This window comes from Candidatus Kerfeldbacteria bacterium (assembly GCA_016214565.1).
Lineage (GTDB): Bacteria > Patescibacteriota > Patescibacteriia > UBA10025 > JAHIVO01 > JAXDBW01.
The window spans coordinates 402,176-428,546 of the sequence record JACROE010000002.1; the positions used below are offsets into that span (position 1 = coordinate 402,176).

28 protein-coding genes and 3 tRNA genes are annotated in these 26,371 nt (G+C 48.4%); 16 read left to right on the top strand and 15 right to left on the bottom strand.

The features are described from left to right. Nucleotides 1-55: 55 nt before the first annotated feature. Together HZC01_02005 and rpiB are read left to right on the top strand one after the other, a co-directional pair. Nucleotides 56-1,378 (top strand): DUF2029 domain-containing protein, encoded by a 1,323-nt coding sequence (locus HZC01_02005; GenBank protein ID MBI5037456.1) that lies wholly within the window; start codon nucleotides 56-58, stop codon nucleotides 1,376-1,378. Between the two features lie 114 nt (nucleotides 1,379-1,492). Then, entirely contained in the window at nucleotides 1,493-1,921 is a 429-nt protein-coding gene (gene rpiB / locus HZC01_02010; protein ID MBI5037457.1) for a ribose 5-phosphate isomerase B, read from the top strand. A 174-nt stretch (nucleotides 1,922-2,095) separates the two neighbouring features. Here rpiB and HZC01_02015 read toward each other — a convergent pair whose 3' ends face one another. Further along, nucleotides 2,096-2,359, bottom strand: coding sequence for an RNA-binding protein (locus HZC01_02015; GenBank protein ID MBI5037458.1), 264 nt, complete (start codon nucleotides 2,357-2,359; stop codon nucleotides 2,096-2,098). A 146-nt stretch (nucleotides 2,360-2,505) separates the two neighbouring features. Then, the gene (locus HZC01_02020) at nucleotides 2,506-3,081 is read right to left on the bottom strand and encodes a ribonuclease H-like domain-containing protein (protein MBI5037459.1); all 576 of its coding nucleotides are present in this window, start codon (nucleotides 3,079-3,081) and stop codon (nucleotides 2,506-2,508) included. A 114-nt stretch (nucleotides 3,082-3,195) separates the two neighbouring features. Between HZC01_02020 and HZC01_02025 the strand changes: the two genes are divergently transcribed. The 4 genes from HZC01_02025 (at nucleotide 3,196) to HZC01_02040 (ending at nucleotide 5,928) form a co-directional block, all read left to right on the top strand. After that, nucleotides 3,196-3,462, top strand: a complete 267-nt coding sequence (locus HZC01_02025; GenBank protein ID MBI5037460.1) for a hypothetical protein — start codon at nucleotides 3,196-3,198, stop codon at nucleotides 3,460-3,462. A gap of 77 nt (nucleotides 3,463-3,539) precedes the next feature. Beyond that, nucleotides 3,540-3,800: a hypothetical protein gene (locus HZC01_02030; GenBank protein MBI5037461.1), complete on the top strand. Its 261-nt coding sequence runs from the start codon at nucleotides 3,540-3,542 to the stop codon at nucleotides 3,798-3,800. A gap of 44 nt (nucleotides 3,801-3,844) precedes the next feature. Beyond that, on the top strand, nucleotides 3,845-4,183 hold the full coding sequence (locus HZC01_02035) for a hypothetical protein (GenBank protein MBI5037462.1): 339 nt from the start codon (nucleotides 3,845-3,847) through the stop codon (nucleotides 4,181-4,183). 131 nt (nucleotides 4,184-4,314) lie between these two features. Further along, nucleotides 4,315-5,928, top strand: coding sequence for a hypothetical protein (locus HZC01_02040; protein ID MBI5037463.1), 1,614 nt, complete (start codon nucleotides 4,315-4,317; stop codon nucleotides 5,926-5,928). Between the two features lie 70 nt (nucleotides 5,929-5,998). On the opposite strand, the gene HZC01_02045 is transcribed toward HZC01_02040, so the two are convergent. The 6 genes from HZC01_02045 to HZC01_02070 form a co-directional block, all read right to left on the bottom strand. Beyond that, nucleotides 5,999-6,448: a prepilin-type N-terminal cleavage/methylation domain-containing protein gene (locus HZC01_02045; protein MBI5037464.1), complete on the bottom strand. Its 450-nt coding sequence runs from the start codon at nucleotides 6,446-6,448 to the stop codon at nucleotides 5,999-6,001. 71 nt (nucleotides 6,449-6,519) lie between these two features. After that, entirely contained in the window at nucleotides 6,520-7,785 is a 1,266-nt protein-coding gene (gene pilM, locus HZC01_02050; protein ID MBI5037465.1) for a pilus assembly protein PilM, read from the bottom strand. 1 nt (nucleotide 7,786) lies between these two features. Then, complete coding sequence (locus HZC01_02055) at nucleotides 7,787-8,998, bottom strand: type II secretion system F family protein (protein MBI5037466.1); 1,212 nt, start codon at nucleotides 8,996-8,998, stop codon at nucleotides 7,787-7,789. A 28-nt stretch (nucleotides 8,999-9,026) separates the two neighbouring features. Next, nucleotides 9,027-10,718 (bottom strand): type II/IV secretion system protein, encoded by a 1,692-nt coding sequence (locus tag HZC01_02060; GenBank protein MBI5037467.1) that lies wholly within the window; start codon nucleotides 10,716-10,718, stop codon nucleotides 9,027-9,029. Further along, on the bottom strand, nucleotides 10,708-11,097 hold the full coding sequence (locus HZC01_02065; protein MBI5037468.1) for a response regulator: 390 nt from the start codon (nucleotides 11,095-11,097) through the stop codon (nucleotides 10,708-10,710). Before HZC01_02065 ends, HZC01_02060 begins: the two co-directional genes overlap by 11 nt. A 4-nt stretch (nucleotides 11,098-11,101) precedes the next feature. Next, nucleotides 11,102-11,908: a HAMP domain-containing histidine kinase gene (locus HZC01_02070; protein MBI5037469.1), complete on the bottom strand. Its 807-nt coding sequence runs from the start codon at nucleotides 11,906-11,908 to the stop codon at nucleotides 11,102-11,104. Nucleotides 11,909-12,077: 169 nt separating this feature from the next. Here HZC01_02070 and HZC01_02075 point away from each other — a divergent pair, with 169 nt between their 5' ends. The 7 genes from HZC01_02075 (at nucleotide 12,078) to HZC01_02105 (ending at nucleotide 14,421) form a co-directional block, all read left to right on the top strand. Continuing rightward, a complete protein-coding gene (locus tag HZC01_02075; protein ID MBI5037470.1) occupies nucleotides 12,078-12,248 on the top strand; it encodes a hypothetical protein in 171 nt (56 codons plus the stop codon). Then, entirely contained in the window at nucleotides 12,223-13,278 is a 1,056-nt protein-coding gene (locus tag HZC01_02080; GenBank protein ID MBI5037471.1) for a type IV pilus twitching motility protein PilT, read from the top strand. The genes HZC01_02075 and HZC01_02080 overlap by 26 nt, the downstream gene beginning before the upstream one ends. A 178-nt stretch (nucleotides 13,279-13,456) precedes the next feature. Further along, nucleotides 13,457-13,729, top strand: coding sequence for a GIY-YIG nuclease family protein (locus tag HZC01_02085; GenBank protein ID MBI5037472.1), 273 nt, complete (start codon nucleotides 13,457-13,459; stop codon nucleotides 13,727-13,729). Beyond that, nucleotides 13,720-13,794: transfer RNA gene (locus HZC01_02090), tRNA-Arg, on the top strand. Before HZC01_02085 ends, HZC01_02090 begins: the two co-directional genes overlap by 10 nt. A gap of 26 nt (nucleotides 13,795-13,820) precedes the next feature. Then, nucleotides 13,821-13,897, top strand: a tRNA-Val gene (locus HZC01_02095). A gap of 30 nt (nucleotides 13,898-13,927) precedes the next feature. After that, nucleotides 13,928-14,179: a hypothetical protein gene (locus HZC01_02100; protein ID MBI5037473.1), complete on the top strand. Its 252-nt coding sequence runs from the start codon at nucleotides 13,928-13,930 to the stop codon at nucleotides 14,177-14,179. 166 nt (nucleotides 14,180-14,345) lie between these two features. Further along, nucleotides 14,346-14,421: transfer RNA gene (locus HZC01_02105), tRNA-Ala, on the top strand. A 197-nt stretch (nucleotides 14,422-14,618) separates the two neighbouring features. Here HZC01_02105 and HZC01_02110 read toward each other — a convergent pair. The 5 genes from HZC01_02110 to HZC01_02130 are packed head-to-tail and all read right to left on the bottom strand — an operon-like array spanning nucleotide 14,619 to nucleotide 21,420. Then, on the bottom strand, nucleotides 14,619-15,929 hold the full coding sequence (locus HZC01_02110) for an O-antigen ligase family protein (GenBank protein MBI5037474.1): 1,311 nt from the start codon (nucleotides 15,927-15,929) through the stop codon (nucleotides 14,619-14,621). A gap of 32 nt (nucleotides 15,930-15,961) precedes the next feature. Further along, nucleotides 15,962-17,458: a glycosyltransferase family 39 protein gene (locus HZC01_02115; protein MBI5037475.1), complete on the bottom strand. Its 1,497-nt coding sequence runs from the start codon at nucleotides 17,456-17,458 to the stop codon at nucleotides 15,962-15,964. After that, nucleotides 17,445-18,872: an O-antigen ligase family protein gene (locus tag HZC01_02120; protein MBI5037476.1), complete on the bottom strand. Its 1,428-nt coding sequence runs from the start codon at nucleotides 18,870-18,872 to the stop codon at nucleotides 17,445-17,447. The genes HZC01_02115 and HZC01_02120 overlap by 14 nt, the downstream gene beginning before the upstream one ends. A 1-nt stretch (nucleotide 18,873) precedes the next feature. Further along, complete coding sequence (locus HZC01_02125) at nucleotides 18,874-19,998, bottom strand: glycosyltransferase family 4 protein (GenBank protein ID MBI5037477.1); 1,125 nt, start codon at nucleotides 19,996-19,998, stop codon at nucleotides 18,874-18,876. A gap of 3 nt (nucleotides 19,999-20,001) precedes the next feature. Further along, nucleotides 20,002-21,420 carry a flippase gene (locus tag HZC01_02130; protein MBI5037478.1) on the bottom strand — a complete coding sequence of 473 codons (1,419 nt, stop codon included), beginning with the start codon at nucleotides 21,418-21,420 and terminating at the stop codon, nucleotides 20,002-20,004. A 282-nt stretch (nucleotides 21,421-21,702) separates the two neighbouring features. Between HZC01_02130 and HZC01_02135 the strand changes: the two genes are divergently transcribed. The 3 genes from HZC01_02135 to HZC01_02145 are packed head-to-tail and all read left to right on the top strand — an operon-like array spanning nucleotide 21,703 to nucleotide 25,036. Continuing rightward, nucleotides 21,703-23,610 carry a hypothetical protein gene (locus HZC01_02135; GenBank protein ID MBI5037479.1) on the top strand — a complete coding sequence of 636 codons (1,908 nt, stop codon included), beginning with the start codon at nucleotides 21,703-21,705 and terminating at the stop codon, nucleotides 23,608-23,610. Between the two features lie 26 nt (nucleotides 23,611-23,636). After that, nucleotides 23,637-24,305, top strand: a complete 669-nt coding sequence (locus HZC01_02140) for a hypothetical protein (GenBank protein ID MBI5037480.1) — start codon at nucleotides 23,637-23,639, stop codon at nucleotides 24,303-24,305. Nucleotides 24,306-24,307: 2 nt separating this feature from the next. Further along, nucleotides 24,308-25,036, top strand: a complete 729-nt coding sequence (locus HZC01_02145; GenBank protein MBI5037481.1) for a ferric reductase-like transmembrane domain-containing protein — start codon at nucleotides 24,308-24,310, stop codon at nucleotides 25,034-25,036. 8 nt (nucleotides 25,037-25,044) lie between these two features. On the opposite strand, the gene HZC01_02150 is transcribed toward HZC01_02145, so the two are convergent. Both HZC01_02150 and HZC01_02155 read right to left on the bottom strand, forming a co-directional pair. Beyond that, nucleotides 25,045-25,572, bottom strand: a complete 528-nt coding sequence (locus HZC01_02150; protein MBI5037482.1) for a hypothetical protein — start codon at nucleotides 25,570-25,572, stop codon at nucleotides 25,045-25,047. A gap of 307 nt (nucleotides 25,573-25,879) precedes the next feature. Beyond that, nucleotides 25,880-26,311 carry a hypothetical protein gene (locus HZC01_02155; GenBank protein MBI5037483.1) on the bottom strand — a complete coding sequence of 144 codons (432 nt, stop codon included), beginning with the start codon at nucleotides 26,309-26,311 and terminating at the stop codon, nucleotides 25,880-25,882. Nucleotides 26,312-26,371: the final 60 nt, after the last annotated feature.

Below are 26,371 nucleotides of genomic sequence, written 5' to 3' on the forward strand. Positions count from 1 at the left end.
GAACAACACGAAAAGTGGTAGCGCCAGTTCAATAATGAGGTATAATGGATATACTATGGATGTGCAGAAAACCATTAGTTCTGAGGGGTCACCGGCAGATGCCTGGCGTGGCATTGGGATGATCATCTTCATCTGCGGGCTGGCGTGGTTTGGCTACCACACGCTCTACACTACCTTTGTTGACCGGGACGTCTTTTCTGATTTCCCCACCTATTACTTTTCCGCAACCGCGCTAAGCCAAGGAGTTGATTTTTATGATCAATCAACCATTGCCCAATTAGGGCGGGAAATTCCATACGCGAAAGATATGGGCGCCTACCTGTATCCTCCGGTTCTGCTGGAATTACTCACCCCGTTAACCACGCTGGGCTATCAGCCGGCAAAAATTATTTGGGCATTGATTTCCCTCGTCGCGCTCTTTTTCATTGGGAAAGAGCTGTGGCGCCGGATACGCCCTGAGCAGCGAGATCTATTTTGGGGACTTTCCGGATTTCTGCTCATGTCGTGGCCGATGAAACAAGTGCTAGTACATGGACAATTGGAACTTATCATCCTTTTTCTGATTTTGGTGGCTTTTCGTTGGTCACAGCATAACCATGCCGCCCGAGCGGGGATCGCGCTCGGCATCGCCACTACTTTGAAACTATATCCCGCTTTTTTCTTCCTTTACTTCATATACAAAAAGCAATGGGGATCGCTCTGCTATGGAATCGCCACCATACTTGTGCTGATAGGCATTTCATTTGCCATGCTGCCCGGGGAACGGCTAAATACTTTTACTACTTCGGTCATGCCAAAACTGCTCCGCGGAGAAGCCAGCCAGCAAACAGTGGGGGGTAAAATCTCATATGCCGGAACAAAATATTGGCCAAATAACTACTCACTCTCTGGATTATTCGCCCATACCATGACCAAGCAGGATGTAAGTCAGGGATTGATCGATGCGCCAAAAGCTGCCACGGCGCTCTACTATGGCTCAGCCATCGCCGTGCTGCTGACCACGCTCTATCTGCTCTTTGTTCGGCGAGCCCAGGACAGCCTACTATCTCTGTCACTGCTCAGCATTACCTTTCTCCTGATTAATCCGCTGGTCTGGGAGTACTACCTGGTACTTGCCATACCTGCATTTTTTTGGTTTTTTGATTCCAGCACCCCACCAAACAAATTCGCGAGATACGCCTTTATTATCATGGCGCTGGCATTCGCCGTCATCTGTTTGGATATATATTATTGGTACCCATTTATGCGGCAAGGTGTGGGCACGCTGATTATGTCAATAAAGATTATTGCACTACTGTCAATCTACGGGGTATTGACCTGGAGATCATGGTCATCATCGCGCGACACCCTTCCGACGCCAACATTGAATCGAGGATAGACTCGAATACGCCACGCCCCCACTTGACGACCCAGATAGAATTGAATAAGGTAGCGGGACAAACCTAACAACGCTCACCAGTCACCATCACAATCCAGAAAGGGAGGTTCGCACATGCTAACCCCAATCGCCATTGCCGCTGATCATGGCGGCTTTGAGCTCAAACAAGCGCTCATTGAAGCGCTCGACGCGCGAGGCTACCAGACCCACGATTTTGGCACTAAGACCAATGATCCGGTCGACTACCCGGACTACATCCGTGACGTATGCCGCGCAGTCAGTAAGAGCTGGCACGGCATCCTGATCTGCGGCACGGGCATCGGCATGTCCATCGCCGCTAACCGGTTCCACGGAATCCGGGCAGCCCTCTGCCATGATACAGAGACGGCTCGGCTGTCGCGCCAGCACAACAATGCCAATGTACTATGTCTGGGTGGTCGAGTGCTTACCGCCGAACAGGCGATCGAAATTGTCACTGTTTGGCTGACCACCGAATTTTCCGGTGAGGAACGCCACCAACGCCGCCTCGACAAAATTGAATAACGACTCACAACGCACACTCAAATCCGAGGGGAAGAATCATTTCCCCTCGTTTTATTATCAGTCAGCCGCTGCATTATCACACCCCAGAGCAACCATAAGTAATCAAGGCATCCAAAAAACACCCCCGAAGGGGTGTTTTTCGTTTTTTGCGAATATTATTCGCGAGAGTGATGACTAGCGGGTGCGATCCTGCTGCGGGCGAGCTTCGCTCACCTTGACAGGTCGTCCACCGATCTCTTTACCATCGACTGACTGAACCGCTGTTTGCGCTTCGGCATCCGAGGACATTTCCACGAAGCCAAATCCGCGTGAGCGGCCGGTCATACGATCGGTAATCACTTTCGCTGACGTGACGGTGCCGGCCTCAGCAAATGCATTGCCGAGTTCTTCATCAGTCACGCTGTAGGAAAGATTTCCTACGAAGAGCTTGTTACCCATTTTGCGTTGTGTAGACTTAGTTGTTAACTCGCTCTTTCTAGGAAGACCTTTACCATACTAGCACGATTATGCGCTAGATTCCCTAAAAAAAGGCGAACAACCGCATGCTACCATGTGCGGTGGCGGGTGTCAATGAAGCGGCGCCCCTAAAATGGCAGGGTATAATTGAGCGACGCGGTTACTTTTTCGTCCCAACCAGTCGTATCAATCGGTACCGTATGTACGTCCGGGCCTAATTTATACTTCAATGCCTTGTGCCGGAGGGCGTACTCGTAAATATCTCGCGTGATACGTACGTCGTCAGTGCAGTACTGGCGTAATTTCTCAATCTCGCCATTTTTCCACCACGTGATCGCATCAAGCCCCTTGCCACTCTTATGAATCCCGAGCGTACCAGCAGCGAGCATATCCAGCGAGACCCGGCGTCCCAACGACTTATACACGGCACTCAAGAGATCGAGACTTTTTATTTTCGTCAGATCGCCAGGATAATATCGATTCAATACCGGAATATCAAAATAATCAGAATTGAAACCAATCATCAGATCGGTCTTCTCCAACAATTTCCAGAGTTTAGGAAATTCCGGCTCCATAAAACTGTGAAATGTATCAGTGTCATACTCATACACAACCAGCAGGGATATTTCCAGCTTCTGTGGATTGGCCGAACCACGGTCGCCAAATCCATTCTTCGTTTCAATGTCGAATACAACTTTATGCATATGAATTGACCTGTAGTGTACCAAAAAATACTAGCCCTGAAAAGCATTGACAGCGCCAGCCCGAGGGAGTAGGCTACGAAAATAACCGCACATTCATCTTTCATGGAGGATTGTATGAAGGTCTCGTTTTTGAATCCGGTCAACTGGATCATCACGATCGCTCTGCTGATTGGCATGATACTCTCCTATGTCATCGGCTCATGGGTCTTCTGCCCGCTCCTCAGCGCAATTGAGCGCACCAAAGCTGGGCCAGGACTTCCCACCCCCATTTTCCTCATGCTCTTCTTGATCGTCTCGCCGTTTCTATTCATTCTCTGGCTTGAGTCCATACCGGAAACCATCCGGAGAAATGCAGAAACGAACGACGTTGCAACCATCTAACATGGCACTTGGTGCCGCGCCCTAACGCCCGTCTTGTTATTCAATGTAAGGACGGGCTTTTTTTATGGTAAAATGAAATGCGTCAGCCTAAATCATTAACTGTCATCCATATGGTCCTCGATTTCAAAGACGATATCGTCGATGAAGACGGTATACTCAACCACTACTCCTATAGCGAGAAAATGGAAAAATTCGGATCGCTCATGAAGCTCGCCAAAGAAACTCATCAAAAACAACGCGTCGAGTTCAAACACAAAGGCCGCACCTATGAATTCGTCGTGGATGGAGATGGTACGGGCAGTTTACGAAAAAAACCCATTACCTCAAGCTGGTTTTAAAGAAAGGAAAAAGGGTGCCCACAAAGATATGTCGGCACCCGTCTATGGCTTTCGTCAAGCGAACATGCGGAGTTGGCTACCGCCACAGACACAAAGTCGTGGAAAAGAAAAAACAAGAATATTTTTACAACACCATTTCACCATCAAACGCCTTCTTACAAGAGCTTGATCTCCGCGGGGATATCCCGACAGATATACAAATGCCGGCATGGCAAGAGAAAGGTGTTGGGAAAAACGGAAATATATATCAGCGCACCAAGCGCTGTGGAGCGCACGGTGTGCGTAATACGGATTTGAAAAAAAGTGTTTGTTTTTCCGTTTCTTGTCCTTCGCTATCCACGGATCGAGTCCGGGTTCGCTGGAGTAGAAAAGGTGCGAGCTGACTGTGTATAAGTATAACAAATTATTTCCACGTGTAAACAACTTTATCAACAGTTTGAAACGTGATACGATACCCCTATCACGAGTATTGACAGTATCGAGAAATTAGGATATAGTGCTCGGTTATTACCCTATGAGCCAATCAACTACACGTATCATGGAAAACGTCAGCGATACCATCGCCGTATTCCGTGAGCGCCACAATGAAGAATCAATTGCCGGAGCAAAAGATGAGCCAAAAGTGGCCGTCAATGAAACGGTCAGCAAAATGGCATATGTTTACGAAAAACTCCGCCAAGCGATTGATTATCAGGAAGAGCATCTGATTCGGAAAAATGCCATCGCCCGCATCCTCAAACGGCGTATTTTTGTCAGCGATCGTCCGGCGCACATGGCTGCCCCGCTGATACGCGAACTGATTCGAGCTGGCTATTTGCCAAATAAATATTTCCCCGAACGGCGATTGCCAGACGTCGAATCCATTATTGTAAAATATGTTTACCTGATTGATGCCATCACCCGCACTATGCCCGACCCAAAAATACGTCGGCGATTGCATAATTGGACATTATCGGTGATGTCATTTGAAATAGAGGATTACCTAAAGCCATCCATTCGAGATGATGCTATGGTTGAATTGATGTACAAAACATTGCATGAGCAAGTTGATTTATCAAAAGACATCTTTAATCCCGAGGATCGAGATATCCAAATATATATTGCCATTCATCGGGCTTTGATCAAGTCTGACTCAGCCATGCTACGCTACCACCTGCTCTACTACTATGCTCCCCAATGGCGCTTCAGCACACCGACAGAAGCGGTGCCCTTCGCTCAGACACTGCCTGATTTGATGAACCGCATCGAAAGCCAGATCAATCATCCAGTCAATGATCGGCTATACAATTACATGAAGCGTTTTGGTCCAATCTTTACTGTTCTCAAAGATGTTTTTCAAAATTTCCCCGACCGTGCCGATCAAATTGTTGGCGACCCAAATCAACTGGAACAAGCAGTTCATGATGCGTGCAATAAACGCTACACGACAGCGGCTGCCAAACTCAGTCGCGGTGTCGTGCGAAGCATTATTTATATTTTTCTCACAAAAACTATTCTTGCATTCACCCTCGAATTACCGTATGAAATTATTTTTTTGAAGCATGTTAAATTTCTTCCATTGATCATCAATGTTACCTTTCACCCAATACTCATGTTTTTGATCGCAACCTCAATGCGCGTTCCCGCTGATGAGAATACGCGAATAATTCTACAAGGCATTCGGGAGCTAGTGTACGATTTACCGGAAAAGGAAATTCTCAAGAAGCGCCAACGCACCGTCCGTTCAAGCGGAGTGCTCAATACAATTTTTAACATTTTATATGCACTCGCCTTTATTATCTCCTTCAGCGCTATTATCTGGGTGCTAATGTCTCTTGAATTCTCGATTGTCTCCGGCCTCTTATTCCTTTTCTTCCTGAGCGTTATCAGCTTCTTTGGTCTCCGTTTGCGTCAAACCGCTAAAGAATTGGTCATTCTTGATCGTCGAGACAATTCACTGAATATTATTTTTGATTTTTTCGCATTACCCGTGCTGCGCGTCGGTCGATGGATTTCTCGAAAAACATCGAAGGTCAATGTTTTCATGTTTATCATGGACTTTATTATTGAAGCCCCCTTCAAATTATTAGTGGAAACGACCGAGGACTGGGTAAGCTTTCAGGAGCAGAAGAAAGAGGAAACATTTTAGGGAAAGCTGATATTTTTTAACATAAAAACACTCCTGCGCGAGCAGGAGTGTTTTGCAAATATATCGTATGTTATCGGCTAACCGTGATGGTGGTGGTGAGCTCAGCGCTTGGAGCCGTAACCGTAACTCGTCCTGAAGTGGCATTCTGAGAAATCTGATAGCCAGAATTATAGGTGGTACAGTCAGTATAGCTGCCGGTCTGCGGATCAGCCGGAATGGCGGTGACATAAATACCAGTCGTACCAACTAAATCATCGCAGATATCAATTCCGCCATTACTAACGGTGGTAGGAACAGCGGTAATGGCTGCGGGAACCTCACCATTATTATCAACGGCATATTGATGAACGGCATTCAAAATTGCATTCACATCATTCCAACGCTGGGCATTCCGCGCTTGAGCAAATTGGCGTCCCGGATTGATGGCAATAATGACGATCGCCGCCAAAATACCAATGATTCCAATGACGACCAAAAGCTCTAAAAGGGTAAATCCATGAATTTTTTTGCCTTTGTTCATACGTACCTTAATAAATTATTAATTGAATAGCTATAGTATACCATAACAAAAATTCTGGGCAATCGGTCAATCTATCCGTTTGGTCGTATCATTAATACAATCAAAAATACAATAATCAGACCAAAGAAAATCATCAATAATAATTTCGTTCGTTTTGATGTGCTGGGGGGTCCTGCATGCATCGCACGCTGGGGAGCCGGCGTGGCCACGGGTAGATGAGTTGCCGTGCCCCGATGAAACCAGTGACCAACAGCTAGCCGACGGTGCGTCTCTTCATGCCGCAATAGATTAAGCCCCTGATGCAATCGAGTGTGAGTTGCCCCACGCAGGGCTAAGCCGGCAACCGTCGCATAGAGCACACGACGATTATCATCGGGAAATTGAGCTCGATTATAATTCAGACCGTGTAAGGGATTGCCGATGATGACGGGTAAACGAAGCTGATCATGAACATACCGATCCAACCCCGGCAATAAACTACTTCCGCCAACAAGGATTGCTTGGCTCACGGCGAAACCAGTCTTATGTTCATAATACAATATGGAGGTGCTAATACGTTCAATAATTTGATGTAACGGCTCGGCGAGCTCAGCAGCAGTTTGGATATTTACCAATCGTTCTCGTTTTAAACGCACCGCTTCCTCAGTGCTGATATTGCGACCGCGCATCAATGCCTGAGTAAAAGCATGCCCAGCCACCGGAACCGTATATGAATAGCGAATGCCATGACGGTCAAATATAGTTATGGTGCTCGCTCGCGACCCAATGTCAAGTATAAGCGTAGGTGGGACTGGCCCAGCAGGTATGATGGCGCGTGCCAAAGCCGCCGACTCAGGTTCGATGACAATCGGAGTAATCCCAGCCGCTAACAAAGAAGTGCGTAATGTATCAACAATATCTCGAGCACACGCCACATAGACAACGTCAATACCCTCAGGTCCACGCGATAAAATCTGATAATCATGATATACCTGGTCGAACGCTAAGGGGAGCGTTTCCTCAGCCATAAATTGGACGGATTCGCCAATCCGATCTTCAGGAACAGCACCAGGAACGGTAAAAACATATAAATATAATTGTGTTTCCGGAATGGCAATAATGGCACGGTGTCCGCCATGGTGATCAACATTTGCCGACATAAGCAGCCGATGCACGGCACTCACGAATTTGTCCTTCATGTCCACCCGGCCGTTTACCACCGTGCCGGACTCAAGCTCCACCCGGCCAGCGGTACGGATCAGAGGGCGCCCAAACCGACTACCAATTTCCATCAATTCAATGGAATGATCGGAAAGATCGATGCCAAACGTACGTTGGGAAAAAGAAAATCGTGCCATACTATTGCTGTAATGATCCGGTGAATTGATAAATAGGGGAAATAATTGCCACTGCTAAAAATCCAAGTACTAACCCGATGATAATCAATAAGGTAGGCTCCAAAACAGTTGATAAATTTTTTGTAGCCGCATCAACTTCTTCTTCATAAAAAGAAGCTAAGTAACCCAGGCTTGAATCAAGCTTACCCGTGCGCTCACCAACACCAATCATGCGAGTGGCCATGTCAGGAATATACTGGCTGGTGGCAAAAATTGAAGAAAGTGTCTGCCCCTTCTGTACACCGACCTGCGCCGACATCAGCAAATCACGATACACCGTATTTTCAATAGCCTGCGCCGTAATGCCCAGACTCTCATTTATCGTGATACCGCTCTTCAATAAAATGGAAACAATCCGGGTCAGTCGAGCAATATTTGCATTACGGATCAGTCGCTGCACGACTGGCATCCGCAGGTACAAACGATGCATGACGCGGCGTACTGGAGGGGCAACCAGCGCCACGCGTAAACCAATGATGCATACGGCTGCTCCAGCCAACACATACCATCCATAATCAACTAAAAATGTTGCAATGCTGAGAAAGACAACCGTGGTAGGCGGCAACGCAATCCTAAATGTATCAAATAATTGTACTAATTTAGGCAATATGAAAATACTCAAACCAATCCCCAAGACAACCGTGGCCGAGAGGACAATACCAGGATATAGCAATGCTGATTTTACCTTCCGCTTAAGTTCATAATCTTTTTCTAATTCCGAAGCAATGTACTCGAGATTCTCCTCTAAAGTGCCACTCGCTTCACCGATACGAATCATGCCAACCATAATCGAGGTAAAGACGCGGGGATACCGGCTCATCGCGTCACCTAAACTTTTTCCATTTGATACGTCGCGAATGAGCTCTGCCACCACGCGCTGCATGGTTTGGCTGGCATTTTGTCCCTGAATAGTATCAAGTGATTCAACCAATGAAAGGCCGGCTCGAAGCATAATCGCTAAATGGCGGGCAAAAATCACTTTATCCAGCGCGCCAACCCGCCCACCCAATCCACTAGTATTAGTCAATGAAAAGCCGCCGGTCGCTGGAGCAATCGAAAGTATAGATAAATTTCTCTGGCGTAATTGTTGCGCCACATCGGTAGCCGTGTCTGCGGCCAGCGTTCCCCGCTGAACAATGCCTCGTGGCGTAGTTGCGATATAGCGATAGTCCATAATAAAAACCCTCCCAAAAACTTCTTCGTTAGGTATTGGCCGCCCTTAAAACCTCGTCAACCGTGGTAATACCTCGTTTTGCCTTTTCCAGACCATCATCAAGCATAGTGCTCATCCCCTCGGCTATCGCCGCCTGGCGGATCACGTCGCTGTTTGCCCGTTGCATAATTAATTGCCGTATACGCTCCGTCATTTCGAGGACTTCAAAAATACCGACGCGCCCCTCAAAGCCAGTGTTATTGCACAACGCACATCCCTTGCCCCGATACAAACGAAATCCTTTTTCAGAAAAGCCAATTGCCTGCGCACGCGCCTCCCCAAGCAAGCTGGCATAGCGCGACAATTCGACTGAATCTGGCGTATAGCTCTCAATGCACCCACGATGAATCTTGCGTACCAAGCGCTGAGCTAAAGCAACGTTTACCGTTGACGCAATCAAAAAAGGTTCGATTTTCATATCCAGCAGTCGGGGCAAGGTAGTCGGCGCGTCATTAGTGTGCAGCGTAGACAACACGAGGTGACCGGTCATAGCCGCATTGATGGCGATGCTGGCAGTCTCTTCATCTCGAATTTCACCCACCATAACAATATCAGGGTCTTGGCGGAGAATTGACCGCAAGCCAAGCGCAAACGTGAGATTGGTTTTTGAATCAACCTGTATCTGATTAACGCCATCAATATCATATTCGACCGGGTCTTCAATGGTAGAAATATTTACTTCACGCGTATTCAAAATTTTTAATAACGCATACAGGGTGGTGGTTTTACCGCTACCCGTGGGCCCGGTAGCTAAAATCATTCCGTGCGGCCGACGCACCGTCAGTTCAAGCTTACGCATATCCGATTCGTTCATCCCCAGCTCTACCAGACTGAACTGACGGGATTTCTCGGTTAAGAGCCGCATCACAACTTTTTCTCCATCAGAAACAGGGATGACTGAGACGCGGACGTCTACCTGCTCATCTTCGGTCGGGAAATCAAGGCGACCATCCTGAGCGGCCCGATGTTCATCCGTCCGCAGTTTGGCCATGATTTTTATGCGAGTGATGATAAACGCATGCAATTCCTTGGGCAGCGTCACCACATCATGGAGAATGCCATCGATACGAAATCGGATGACCACTGATTCCTCGTGCGGTTCAATGTGCACATCGGAAGCCTTATTTTCATAGGCATAATGCAGAATTGTATCAACAATTCGCGTGATCGGCAGTTCGCGATTGGCCGCTGGCGTACCTTGCGCCGCCGCGACATTATGTTGAATAATATCATCAAAAGCCTCGGTCAACTCCTTGCGATAAAACTTCAACGCGTCATTAATATTGCGCACCGTAGTATAGTGCGGGATGACGCGATGGCCTGTTTTTTTCTCAATAAAATATTTCAGCTCCTCATTAGTTGGATCAACCATGGCGACCTTGAGGCCGTCACCGGTTTGCTCAAATGCGAGGAGGCGTTGGCGTTTTGCCACCAGCTCAGGAATGACCCGCAAAACCGAATCAGGAATCTGTTTGGTCGTCACGTTGACGTACGGTACGCTATATAGATCCGCGATAATTTGGCCGAGGTTTTCATCGCTGACTAATTCAGCTTCAACCAATTCCTGCTCAACCGAAGTATGGTGTTCACGCGCACGCGCCACAGCCGAACTAAACTGATCCTCAGTAATAAGTTCAGCGGCAAGTAATTCACGCTTCAGCTGTTCCTGATCAAGCGCCATTCGGGTCAGCCAGGTAGTGATTAACCTTATCAACGAGGTCCATGAGCCCTACGTCTGATTTCACTAAATAATCAACGGCGCCAAGAGCCGTACCGCGCGCCCGATCTGATTCTTGGCCGAGGTTAGACAGAATAACGACGGGGATATCTTTGGTTCCATCTTTGAGCTTCAGTTCCTCAAGTACAGCAAACCCGTCTTTTCCGGGAAGCATAAGATCAAGCAAGATAATATCCGGGCGTTCCGTCTCGGCCTTGCGGAGCGCTTCATCACCAGAAATAGCTACCGACACATTGAAACCACTATTGCGAAGCTTATTACTGTAAATCTTCAGTAATGATTGCTCATCTTCGACCAATAAGATATTCTTTGTAATTGGCATATGTTTAATCCTGTTCAATGGGTAAGGTGAAATATACTGTGGTACCCTTATTTTCCTTAGAGTCTAGCCAGATTTCTCCGCCGTGAGCAGTGACAATCATACGCGCGAGAAAAAGGCCAATACCTGAACCCTGGGTGTTTTTTTGAATCACATTTTTCCCCCGAGTAAACTTAGTAAACACCTCATCCAATTGATCCTGCGGTACACCTACGCCGTTGTCTGCAACAGAAAAACGAATGGCACCATCGCGCTGCTCAAGCGTGATAACCGCTCGGCCCTTACCATTAGTATATTTTATCGCGTTAGTTAAAATATTCTCAATGACTTGTCGCAGTTTAATCCGATCAGCCTGCACCGACGGCAAAGCCGAGGCGGGCGGCGTATAGACCAGCTCGCAATTTGAAGCTCGTGCCAATGGGGTTAATTTGCTAACCTCCTCGGCAACTAATTCCTCGAGTTGTATCCGTTCTAAATGAATAATCAGTTTATCGATGTCGAGACGAACGACCTCAAGATAATCATTCACTAATTTAATGGTGTCATGATTGATATCAAGGGCTTCCTGCAGATACTCCTTTTGTCCGTCATTGAGAGGTCCCTGATCGCCCGTTAAAACACCTTCAAGATACCCCTTAATCACAGAAAGCGGGGTTCGCAATTGATGGCTGATGATCGAAATAAATGCCGAACGGCGATTGTCAGCCTTTTGTCGCTCAATTTGACGGATGCGGTACATCCGTCTGTAGAAGTACCCGGCACACCCAATCGCACCAACCAACAGTATCAATAAAACAATAGTTAACGACGACATACTTTTATATAAAAAGTAGGTTAAAAATAACACGAAAAAGTGTTTTTGTCAACGAACATCATAACCTGTCCCTCAAGAATATTCTTTTCCAATCGCTGTATGATTCTGGATATTGACGAAATGGCGTTTCCATGCTACAATGATGATAGTTAAAACAAAAATAAAAACTATGTCATATCATTTAACCGAACGTTTTTCGTTTACGACTCCTGTTTTTTCAAAAAACCTCGGCCATGACATCTACTATGCACGTAAAGACAATCGTCCGCTGCTCATCATGCTTGTGCTGAAGCGGCTTTTAACCACACCTTTGTATGGCAAAAATCGACGACATATTTAATAAAGCAATCGGGCGCGGCGCCTCAGACATCCACCTGACGGTTGATCGAAAACCAATTTTTCGGGTTGACGGAGAATTAGCCGAAATGAACGGTGACGTCAAACCGCTAACCGCCAAAGCGCTGCAAGAGATGATTTTTGAAATCCTCACTGACAAGCAGCAACAAATTTTGTTACATGAGCGTGAGCTCGATTTTTCATACGAAATTAATAACCACGGACGGTTCCGGGTCAATTGTTTCTGGGAACGAGATAACATTGCTCTGGCGGCGCGTATTATTTCGGGAGTCATCCCAGCTATGCAAGATCTGTTAATGCCAGAAATCGTGTACGACTTGATGCGTATGAAACAAGGTCTCGTGCTGGTAACAGGCCCAACCGGCAGCGGTAAGTCAACCACGCTGGCGGCTATGATTAATCTGATAAACCAGGAGCGAGCGGCGCACATCGTCACCCTCGAGGATCCAATTGAATTTGTCTACCCACCTAATTCGGGGAAAAGCCTGATTGTCCAACGCCAATTATCATCAGACATGCTGTCGTTTGCCAGCGCCCTGAAGCACGTACTGCGCCAAGACCCCAATGTCATTCTGGTCGGTGAAATGCGTGATTTGGAAACGATTGGCACAACGATTACGCTAGCCGAAACAGGGCATTTGGTGCTAGCCACCCTCCACACCTATAATGCCGGCCAAACCGTTGATCGTATCATCGACGTATTCCCACCCCACCAACAGCCTCAAGTTCGACTTCAATTATCCCTCTTCCTCAAAGGCATCATTTCTCAACAGCTTTTGCCCAAAATCGGCGGAGGGCGTATTGCTGCCAGAGAAATTCTTATCAATAATCACGCGATTGGAAACCTCATCCGGGAAAACAAGATTCCCCAGATTAAAACAGTTATCCAGACCAGTGCTGACGAGGGAATGTTTACGATGGACCAAGATCTGAAACGATTATACGAGGACGGATTTATTGAAAAAGACATCGCCAAAAGCTACATGGCCACGCCTCAAGCTCTCGACGCTTGAAATCAAAGTAATTACGCGCTACTATTGACCATACCAATCATCTCGATAGGGTAAGGTTGCTTTTATACGCCGCGCGTGCTAGAGTTGCCTGATTCTATTCACCCGCGCCCGTAGCTCAACCCCGACGCTTCAGTCGGGGCTCCGACCTCCTACGGGAGCGTCGGAGCGGATAAAAATTATGCGTGGCTACGTCTACATATTGCGAGATAATAAAGGTAAACTATACATCGGCAGTACGATTGATCTCAACCGACGTTTGACTCAACATCAGGTAGGCCACACGAAAACAACCCACCGAATGATTGAGCCAAAACTTGTATTCAAACAACTGTTCTCTACAATTGCTGAAGCCCGACGCACCGAACGAAAACTGAAAGCGTGGAAGCGTAAAGATTATATTGAAAAAATAATTGAAGACGGATATATTAGGATTACTCTTGCGCGCCCGTAGCTCAACGGATAGAGTGCTGGTCTTCGGAACCAGTGATGGGGGTTCGATTCCCTCCGGGCGCACCAAGCGACCGAGCGAACAGATTACTATCGGACGATTAGCTCAGTTGGTTAGAGCGCCTCGTTTACACCGAGGAGGTCGTAGGTTCGACTCCTACATCGTCCACCACGAACGACAACTAACGGTTATCAATAACTTATGCAATACGTCCTTGGCTTTATCATGATCGGTATCGGCTTCGTCATCACCTGGAAGGCTGACTGGCTGGTCAATAATTTTGGCAGAGTCGCCTGGGCCGAAGAACATCTGGGTATGGACGGTGGCACCCGTCTATTCTGGAAATTAATTGGCATTATTGTTATTATCGGTTCATTCTTGTATATGACTGGTGCGCTGCAGGCAATCATCCGTGGCATATTTGGCAGCTCATTTTCTTCGGTCAGCAGCTAGAAAACGAGACGCGTAGCAATACGGCCAATCAATAAATTTGAAAGGTCAATGGCAACACTCAATACCCGAGCCTGACCATAGGGCGGGCGAGGGAGAGGGGCAATGATGCCAAGGGTGCAGTGGACAGCGTCAGCTGTACGCGAAACCCGCAGCATCATTGAGACGAGGGCCCTTAGCTCATTTGGTAGAGCGCCGCGTTTGCAACGCGGAGGTGACCGGTTCGAGCCCGGTAGGGTCCACCAAAAAACTCCTCAACATTTCGTGAAGGAGTTTTTTGTTTTTCTAATTGTTAGACGGTTTCGTCTTCCAATTCCTCAGGATTTTCCTCGTCTTCTCCGGTGAAGGTTGGCTCGGCGCCCATTCCATCTCCTTCCCCTTCGCCATAAAAATCACGATTGATATCGTCAGACGTAGGTCGCACGGGAATTCCCATAAAGCATTATGAATTAATTATTTTCTCTTGTGGAGCTGGCAAGCCCCGAAGGGTAACCGCCAACCCAATTAAAGTCCAAAATTGAATGGCTAAATCATTTTTAAAATAAGGGGTATCAAGCAGTCCATGCACAAGCAGTACAATCATCGCCGCCATCAGCCCAATCGCCAGTGACCGTACCTCAGCATCTGCTTGCCGCAGTGCTCGCCGTATCATTTGGAAAAAACGTACCATCATAATACAAAATATTACGACACCCGCCAACCCCATCTCAATCCACAAGGATAACCATAGGTGATCGGGGTTGGGGAAAAACTCTGTGTGTGACGCTTCTTTATAATCACCGTAGACCACTGGGAAACTCGCTAAACCAGTACCCAATACCGGATGATCCTGAATAATGCGAGTCGCTCCTTTCCACATCACGAGCCGCACGTCAGTGGACACGTCAGACGCCTGAACGACATCCATAATATTACTTCGAATCGCCGGAATCATTAAGGCAGCGACGGCCATCACTAACAAGCCCGCCCAAAGCGCGCGGCGATAGCGGGAAAAAAAACTAACTACCACCAAACTGACGAGCACCCCTGCTATCGCGCCGCGGGAAACAGAAAACAATAGTGCCACCAAACTAAACGTCAGCACGCCAATGACAAATCCGTGCTCACGGACTGTTTCCCAGAGCGTCCCCCGCCATAGGCGCGCTGCGCCAAAGAGTAAACCGAGAAACAACCCCATAATCGGACCAATGATTTTCCCGACTGCGGTAGGGAATGGAAACATGCCGGTAGCTCGAGCCGGGGATTCGAGGCCATACCCACCCGGAATGCTCAAAATATTCGTATATTGCAAAAGCGTCACAAAACCAATCACCACGGCGAGCACCCCGAGCGCCCACACAACTCCGCGCACCTGCTGACGCGTTTTAATGGTATTAACAAATACTATGAAAAACAACGCTGGTTCGATGATATATGCTTTCCATAAACCTAGCGCCGCACGCACATCAGGTGAAATAGCCACAGCCAGAACTCCGGCTACCACCCAGGCAATGAGTAGCCAACGCCAAGGGGAAAATACGGAAGACGCGTGGGTGCGACTACGTTCTTGAATAGCGCGCCAGCTCCACGTCACCACAACAATGATAACCATAAGCTCAAGCAGCGTCATGGGTAACGGCCCGACATTAAAACGAATCAAGTATACCGGTAAAAACAAAATCACGAGCGTCACTGCCCAATCAAGCATGCGCCAGGCAAGATATGCCCAGATGAAAGCAAATATAATTACTATAACGGCATCAAGCATATCCATAGTGTACATCATTTACTCAGCCAGCTCCACCACTAATCAGTAGGGGGCGCCACACGCAGCACCCTCAGGGGGCCTGACTGCCAGGCTGATTGTACATCACCGAATGCACTCCATTGATCAATCGGATACTGAGGACTCACCACTATACGATAATCAAGGCCTGCCGAAACCACCGAGGGCGCTATGCCAGCCCTCATAAAAAGATACGAAAAGCTTCGGTCATACGAACCCAGGGGATATGACTGCACGGTGAATGATACACCGTTCGCATCATCAGTAATCAATTGAACCGCTGCCTGCATTTCATCTAAACGCAATGGATACGAACTAGCGCGCGAACCAGTTGGCGCTAGGTCATGCACGAGCTGTACAGAAAACCAAGCCTGTACAAAACAAAGGAAGATGACGATCGACCCGCAAACCAATTGTGCCAATCGGTGTTTCCCAACAACATACATCAGCCAGCCAACGAACAGAAAAGGCACGGGAAATAATATGGCAAAATAATGTGTTGGGATTGCTTCCTGGTATTGAGCAAAAATTAATAATGGTACCAAGAACCAGAGTGTCATGATGATCAGGCGCTCTTTCTGCTGTGGCGATTTCCAGGCGCGCACTGTATGAACGCCAATACCCAGAACCAATATCACCAGAAGCGACTGCCACCATCGCGAGGGGACTCCATGAGTGAGACAGTCCTGAAAAAAGTTCTCCACCAAATGATACAAGCGATCAAGGCGTTGCCCAATCGATAGCGTGTGTGGACTATCTGACTGTGTCATCACGCGGATAAAACCTCGTGCGTTAGCCAATCGATTCGTAATATCGTAAATAATTGTTGGGAGATTCATGGCGGCAACCAGTAGCAAGCCCAAAAAATATTGCCACCAGCGAAATCGCGGCCGATAGTAAACCCCGAGTATTCCTAACATTACAGGTACCACAAGCAGCGCCGTACCATGAAGCTGAATGATCGCGCCTACAGCGATACCAAGAACATAGAGATGCCACGCGACTGGTTGCATTTTCTTCTGAATAATCTGAATAGCGCACCACATGATCACCAGCATAAAGAATGGAACCACATTCGGATTCCAGGCCCATCGGCCATAGTACACCATCAAAAAACTGGTGCTATAGAGTGCAGCGGCAGCCAGGCCGGCACGCCAATCCCAGAGTGCACGACCAATCGCGTAGATGAATATGATACTCAGTGACGAAAAAATCGCAATTGTTACCGCACCAGCCGTGGGCGAACTATTCGACACAAGATAACCAGGAGCAAGTAGATAATAAAAGAATGCTCCGAGATGAAAATCGGGCCGATTATTAGGGGCGGCTGGTCCGAGCAGTGGGATTGATTCGCCAGTTACCAGCTGATTCACGACAAATGCATCCCGTCCTTCGTCTGTCCCGAAATGCATGCTGGGGCCAACGTCAACTAGGCGCAACAATGACCCGACAACCACTACCACGGCCAGGAGCGCCATTTCAAACGCGTGTCGTCGTAGCCAATTACGTATGCGCATCGCTCATGGAAATATTTTGTGCTGCTACTAAAAAAGCTATGGCAAACCAAACGTGCATTATATACAGCGTTGAAAATGTCTGATACTGGATAATTATGCCGATCACCGCGGCTAATGATGCGACGAGTACCGCCCGAAGATACCCATCACGGGTAATGCGGATAGCCCGAAACGTGCGTATAAGCAGTAGCACCAGCAAGCTCAAAAAACTAATCAGCCCGAGTAATCCGGTCTCCGCCAAAATTTCGATAAACTCATTATTAACAATCTTCCAGCCGTCATCAGGCATATACGCAGGGTGAGGGGCCACCCAGGGACCGAACGCCCCCACACCTACACCGAGCAACCGGTCTTCCTGCCAGGCGAGCGAGGCTTGCTCAAACGTGTACACCCGCTCATTAAATGAAGCCCCGTAAAAAACATTGATGACATGCTCCTGAAATTTTTCTAGTGTAAATAATCCGCCGCCTGCCCCCAATGCGCGGAGCACAATCCAGCCGACGATCACTCCCACCAACACGAACGACACGATTAACCGCGGTCGCAACACGCGCTTGAGATAAAATAGCGCAATCACCATGAGCATCCCGGCAATGGCGATATATGCGCCACGCGATACCGTAAGGATAAAAGCTACCATTCCCAGACCAAAGAGAACAAGCGCGACTGTCCCGGTCATGGCGCTTCGTTGTGATAAAAAGAAAGTAAAGACAATTGCAATCGGCAATAATAAATAATTAGCAAAGTACAGTGGCTCGTATGCAGTTGACTGAACTCGAGTGAAGCCAAGCACGTCCTGGGTGTACAAATCGCGCAGGCCGGTAATTTCGGGAGGGAGTCCCAACATATCACCGGCAAACTGGAACAGGCCAAATGCACTGACTAAAACGTAACTGATCAGCATAACCGCAATCAATCGTTTGATTTGAGCGGTATTGGTTATCAGATTTGGAATCCAAAATACTAAGCTGGCAGTAAATGTAATATATGCTAAAACGATAATGGAGCGCGGCAAATTTGGAGTATTAATGAGCGACATAACGTTTACCGCAAGAAAAATACTGAGTGGCAGTAACAGTGGATTGCGAACCAAACGCGCCGGGCGATCCATGACTTGATGAATTAACCACGCTACGGCGGTAGCAAACAACATAATTTGGCTTAAACGAATGGTCACCCCGCCAAGCTCATATGCCCCCAATCGCTCAAACGGCAACGCCGCGGCAATAACATATACCCCGAACGACGGCCGACGCACTATCAAGAGCACCACGGCGATAAACACCACCGCAGCACACCCAAAATACCACGGCGCCATCGTTAGTCCCAGGCTAAGCCCGAGCACGCCGCACAGCATGACCACTAATAAGAGGCGATCGATTAGAGACATTTCGTCGAGCCAGGCGATACGCATATTAGTGGACCAAAAGCGCATAAAATTGCTGCATCATGCGCACCTCACTGAAATCGTGCGCGACTCGATCATAGGCCGCGTCAACCATGGTACGAACGGCTGATCGATTGTTATACAACCATAATAATTGATCGGCTAAATCCTGGCTATTGCCCGGTTGCGCCAAACGACCGTTCACCCCATGCGTAATGATTTCACCAGTACCGCCGATCCGCGAAGCAATCACGGGAATGCCGCTGGCCATTGCTTCCAGGATGGTGATGCCGAATGATTCTCGGGTAACGGACGGTAAGACATACGCATCAAAATAATGGTACCAGGGCGCTACATCGCGCTGGCGGCCAATCCATTGCACGTGCTCTTTCAGATCAAGCCGTTCCGTCAACCAAGTTAATTTTTTCCGCTCACTCCCTTCACCAACAATAATCAATCGAGCAAATGGAACAAACTCGCGAACAATTTTCAAAGCATGCAATAAATATTCAATTCCCTTTTCTTTCTCAAGCCGTGCTACACAACCAATATTATAGCGTGCCGATTTCTCCCAATCATAATCCTTACGCACGAACTGCTTCAAATTAATCCCCGTATAAATCACCTGAATCCGCTCAGCGGGGACATGAATATCGTCTTGGAGTTGGGTGGCGATGACATGAGATACGGGAACGATGTTAACCAAGCGAGCCATTCGAGCGTACCACCAACGCAAGGGATTTTGCGATAGCCAGCGCTCGCAGGTCACGTGTTCGATCCAAATAACGCGCATACCACACAATCGGGCAGGAATGGTGCCTAATATTTTTTCAGTAAGCGACAAACAATACAAAGTCCGTACTCCATGACGCAATCGATACCACAGCAACAATCCAAGCAATGAAAGTCCGGCCAACGGCGCGGTAAAAGGCCACAGTAAGAGTGTCCAACGAGAAACTGGTTCTGGGCCCGCCCACCAGCGCATAGCCAGCCATCGTCGAGCGCGGAACTCCTTCAGGAGTACTCGGCAGGAGCCGGCAAAGAAAAAAGACAGTCCCTTCTTTTGCATCGCTTCCACAATCATAAGCGTATGGCGCTCACCACCGCCAAAAAGTGAAGAATAGGGAAATTTTAATATGAGAATTGGCCGCATACGCTATCGACGAATACTAATAATTTCTCGAATGGTGTCAGTCGTGACGGCTCGCATAACTAATAACCCCACACCATAGGCAATCACCCCGCCGATGATCGCCAGCAGCACATGCGCGTCGCGCAATATGAAAATTACCGCTCCCATCGCCGCGCACGCCACGACAACTTTAGCCATGGTGCCAAAGCGTGGCCACACTTTGCTGGTAATGCCCACGATGCTGATCATCGAAAGTGTAATCAAAAACTCGGCCACAATGCGTACCACCGCCGCTCCATAATATGAATGCGCGGGGATGGCGACCATATATCCTACTAACGCTATCCCTGCAATCGCTCCGTACAACCAAAGCGTAGCACGCTGACGATTAAGCGCTACCACCGTATTGCCAAACAAATTACCAACAAAAATGATTCCCGTAGCAACTATTAATAAACGTAAAATATCCGGCGAAGCCGAGAATTCAGGGGCAACTAAATGCATAATGGGGTCAGCTAACAGCATCGTGCCCACAATCAAGGGGAGCGCTACCATCAGCATCGCATCATATGATTTTTGTAATATGCCGCGAAAACGTTCCCGGTCACCGCTCACCCATGCCGCGGTTAACAACGGCAACACCAAGCCGGCAAACATGGCGGGGAATGTCACGAGTACTTCTAACACCTTATTAGCTGCACCATACAAGCCAACGGCCGCATCACCCTGATAATGGGAGAGAAAAAGTACGTCAGTTTTGAAATACAATAAATTAAATCCGATCGATAGGGCGATTGGCCACGCGTCTCGAATCACCGACCGCCAGACTTCCCAATCAAATCGTAAACGGAGCCGAATAAACTGCCGGCTGAAGACGTACGTCATCATGAAATTCACGAGACTGCTGACACTCACTACCGCCAATATCCAGAGTAAATTCAAATCAAGCACGACACACCCGTATGTTCCGGCTACCAGTACGATTCGACCTACCACTTCAGCGATGACCACTTTATCCATGCGCATGTGCTTCTGAAATATCCCGGATAACACTTGGTTGAGCGTAATGCCAAAAAAGGACAGCGTGGTGATCAGCACGCCCATCTTAACTATACTCGGGTAATCAAAAAATAAAATGACCAGCGGCGCTAAGCCTAGAAACACTACCGCTGAAATTAACCGCAAGGTTAAAATATTACTCGCGACTGCGTCAGCATCAATGCCCGGCTCTGATATGCGCTTCACCAAAATAACATACAGCCCCATATCCACCAGAATGCCAAAGAGTTGCAGATACGCCATCACAATGGTGTACTGTCCAAATCCTGCTTCGCCCAAATACCGCGTCAACAGTCCCACCACAACAACGCCGATGATGGTGCTGATTCCTTTGCCGATTATTTGAACGATAGTATTATGCGCAATGGCGCGAGTATTTGACATACGATATTGGCTGAGCAAAAAATGTGTACAGTAACAAAGTTCTCTGGAATTAATATAGCTTAGCATGCACATCGCTCATTGACAATTGAGTTTTTTTATGCTATCATATAGAGGTACAGAAAAAAATAAACGCTTGTCGCTTAGCTGAGTGCTCGGCAAAAAATAAAAAAATTGGCGCTGATGTAAAAATACCATTGACGCCAACCATCTGACACTCATACTGAGCGGCTTGAAATTCAAGCGGCGATATTATCGTCGCACAAAACAAAAACAAACATCATTATGTACCAGCGCCATACCACCGCGCTCTTCGGAGCGTTGATGCTATTGCTCATCATCCCCTTTATACCCGGCTACCTCCAACAGGTTATGGCCGAGAATATTATGATACCAGTGGTTGCCCCGGATGCCGTCCAACCCAGCGTAACGGCCTACCTGACCAGCGGATATGTAGGGTCGCTTGGCTATCTCGACATGCCCGTTTCTCGGGCGCCACAAGTATTAGGTGTAAGCTATGAGCGAGCCCCCGCATATCGCGCACAGGAAGTAGATCGTTCTCACGGCGTGATCCGCATGAACCCGGAGCAAGCAGTGACCATTTGGATTGATTTTGAAAATACCGGCACCACTACCTGGTACAATGACGGCCCAAATTTTGTCGCACTCAATTTAACCAATCCCACCAACCGCACCAGTCAATTCCATCACGCATTTTGGCCAGCCTCCTATCGACCGGCGAAACTGCTTCAGCGAGAAGTTCGGCCTGGTGAAATAGGTCGATTCCGCATTGCCCTTCAGGCTCCAGCCACGCCTGGTCTGTACCAGGAGCACTTCCACCTAGTCGCAGAAAACCTCGCCTGGATTGATGGTGGTTATGCCACCATCGATATCGGTGTTGGCCAAAGCGTGGCACAGCGCCCCGATTATCGTGCCCGCGAGACGGAGCGAAGCCAGGGCGGCACGATCGCTCTACCGCCAGGCAAAGCGTTTACCTTTTGGATTGATTTTGAGAATACGGGGCTGAAAAATTGGTACAATACTGGCAATAATTTTATCGCAGTCAACGTGGACAAGCCAATTGGCCGAGTCAGCGCCTTCCAGCATCCCTTTTGGAGCGAATATTATTACCGACCCGGACGGCTGGCACAGAGCCGAATATACTCGGGGGAGCGCGGACGATTCTACTTCGCCCTCAAAGCCCCGGCTACCCCGGGTTATTACACTGAATCGTTTGCCCTGGTTGCTGAACATAAAATGTTTATCCCGGGTGGAACATTCACTATTACCTTTAAGGTAGGAAATCAAGAGGTCGGAGTAGCGGGGAGCGCCCCGGGCGAGCCGACCGTACGCATTGGTATCTATGAAGCAACTCAGCCAGTCACCATCGTGCCCAGTGGAGAGTACACGATGGCCAATGTGCTCACGGGCACCAGCGAACGGAAAAGTGGCGGCACGCCAGTCACCATCGCTACCAACATATCTACCCATTGGCGCATTGAGCCAATTGATCCCGTCGGAGTGAGCACGATAAGTAGTTATGAAAACCGCCCTGCCTGGAAACCATCGCTCAATGACAATACATTCCGCGGCGCTATTGAGGTGCGCAGTAAACCAAATGCCAGCAGCGCCTGGGTCATTAATGAACTCCCGGTAGAATCATACCTGAAAGGTTTAGCCGAGGTTTCAAATGGACAACCCTCCGAATATCTCAAATCATTGATCGTGGCAGCGCGCTCCTACGTTCTCTGGCACCATAATCGAGGTGGGAAATATCCTGAACTTGGTTTTGATATCAACGCAATAACCGATCAAGTATACCGAGGCTACGGATTTGAGCAACGCTCGACCGATCCGCTGGGCGCCATCCAGGCAACCGCCGGCACGGTGATTACCCATCCAAAAGCAATCAGCGAGATGAATCCTTCAGGCATCGCTGTAGCGGCATACTCATCGGGTACTGACGGACGCACCCGGAGTTACCAGGAAGTTTGGGGAGGCACTCAATTCCCCTGGCTGGTTTCGGTGGCTGATCCCTATGGCATCATCAGCAACCCCACAACGCTATCCGGCAATCACATGGTGGGCATGTCGGCGAATGGTGCCCGTGGCTATGCGCTCAACGAACAAAAAACATTTGACTGGATTCTCCAGCACTATTACACCGGTACAGCCACGAAAAAAATATATTAGCCAATCTCTGCTATAATGACTGCGGTATGTCTATTATTGGTCCAAACATAGAAATTACTGAGTCAGATTGGCGCAATATGACCGACGAGCTACAGAATTACGCCCGCGGTCATTTTTGGCGCGACTATACCTGGCACGCCGCCCGCATGTCGGTGATTGACCCCGAACAATTTAAAAGTGTCCTCATCACTGATAATGAGTGGATAGGCATGCTGCGGGAATTAGAAAACTACCGCCGCCAAGAAAATTGGGACGCTTTTGCCGCGCGCCTTGCGCGCATGAAGCTTATTGACGCCGAACGATCACGCAATATCGAAATCTCAGATGCGCAGTGGGCAAACATCCTCAACATACTGAAAAAAACTGTCATGCAAAACAATTGGATCCTCTTTGCCTCCCACGCGCACCACATGAAAACAATTGATCCGGAGCGGTTCGCTAAAATTTCCATTGAAGACAAGGCGTGGCAAGGCATGCTAAAAAAACTTGATGAATTTCGAGGCAATGATATTGCAGGAAAATTTACCAAGCACGCCTCATACCTGAAAAGTATTAATCCAGAACGATTCAAAGCAATTCGTATTTCTGCCTCTGATTGGCAAGTAATTGCCCAGGAGCTTCAACTCAAGCGACAAAAAAACTATTGGGCGGCATTTGCCGCACAAGCCAGCAGAATAAAAACGTTATTTGATTAACTATGAATCAACTTCCTGTGAACCTTCGTATGTGGCGCAGCGCAATACTGCTTGCGTTCGGCATCTTGGTGGTGCTGGTGGGTTATGTGTACCTCTATAACGACGGATTAACGGCGCTCGCCTGGAGCCAGGCCGTGGCGGGCACTGCCGCACTCATGATTGGTATTTCTTTTGCCCTCTCTGGCATCGGCTACTGGTGGGATTTCCTGGATGCCCGCGTCGGCTACCGTAAATATTACGGTCTAGTCGGGTACTATTTTGCCCTGCTACACTCGGTCATGCTGCTCTTCATCTTTCCCAATCGATATTGGTATGGATTTTTTGAAAACTTTTTTACACCAAACATCATCCTTGGCCTGATCGCCATGACCATTCTAACGATGATGGCAATTGTCTCAAATAATTGGGCAATGCGGCGCCTGGGGCCAATTCACTGGCGGCAACTCTTGCGCCTTGGATACCTCGCTTATGCGCTCTTAATTGTTCGAGCGCTATATATAGAAGGGGGGAATTGGCTTGCCTGGCTTCGATCATTTGATGGATTGCCGCCGCCTCGATTAATAGTCTCCATTTGTGCTGCCGCGGTTATTATCTTCCGTGGATCGGTATTTATTTCGAAAAAAGCGCGAGCGGCTCGAGCCCAGACGCTCGCCAGCCAGCCGGCACCGGCGTCAGCGGAAAATAAAACCCCCGCCGCTGATATGCACCAGGGCGGGGAGAGCAATCAATAACTGATTGCTTATTTGACGAGGCCGAGCCGGCCGATACGAGCCGCCACCGAGCCCAGGGGTCGCTGCATCAGTGCCGCAATTTCACGCCCGGTATGACGGGGATAGAGCCGCCGCAACCGGCGATCTGCCTGTTTTGTCCAGGGCAATTCGACTCTCCCGTTACGGTGAATCGTTTTTTTGGTCAGGCCCAGTAACTGCGCCTGATGGTAAATCGAGTCCCGGGTTCGCCGAAGCGAAATGCACAATTTCGCCATCGGAGTAGTCGCATACTGGCGACGAAGTTTGCGTTTTTCCGCGGCTGACCACGGTGTGCCTGATTTCACATGGATACGGGCCGAAACTTTCGGACGGCTGACCTGAGAGATTGGCTGTTTGTCGCCGAATACTGCCAGGAGCAGCCCGCGATATCGAAGGCAAATCGTCGGTTTGCCATTCATCGTGGTTGGCACCATTGACCGAGCGAATCTCAAACGCTGACCGAGCTGCTGCAGATTCCCCACCTGAACCGACGGTACCAAGGTTCCCTGTCGAGCCATACTATCCTCCTTGATGCTGTGTAAGAGCTATTCTTCGTTTATATTCAGCAAACCTATCACACGATTCAAACGAACGTCAAGTCATCAACATGACGTCTCCAAAGCTATGAAATAGATAACCACACAGTACGATCGTCAACGACAGTACATTCCTTATGCATATGATTTCCGTGTCTCAATATGTATCCCGAAGAAATGCCATAAGCTGCATTAAACTATCGTGTCGCCCAAATCCGCAATCCTAAGTAATATAAATAAAAAGAGAGCCCTTCATAGGACTCCCTTAACAGTATGACTTCCAGATAACCTACCAGGCCACCAGCAGTCGCGGCCGCTTAAACCGTTTCGGCTCTCTGAGCTGACGCGGTGGCAGCTTATTGATGCTGAAGTAAGCTGCCTGCTTCCGTATGGCACTGGGAGTCCGTTTGAGCTGTGTGGCCATCCACCGGGTGATAGAGAACGGATAGTATCGGCGCAAAAAGTTCAGTTCTGAACGAAGCCACGGCCGTTTGACATACTGCTTTTTGCTCCGCCATGTCCTTGATGCGGGCAACTCAAGCGCGCTATCTAACGCCATAAACCGGATTCTGATTCCGCACAATGCAGCCTGCTTACGCACGGCATTCATTGACCGACCAAGTCTCTCTGCTACCCATTCGGTGGGATACTCACCATAGAGCTCGAACAAAAGAAACCTTTCATTTTCGCTCCAACGATTGCCGGCTCGCTGTTGAGACATGCGATATCCTCCTTCTGTTTTTCTATTTCAATATATCGAAGAACTATTATTTATCACGTG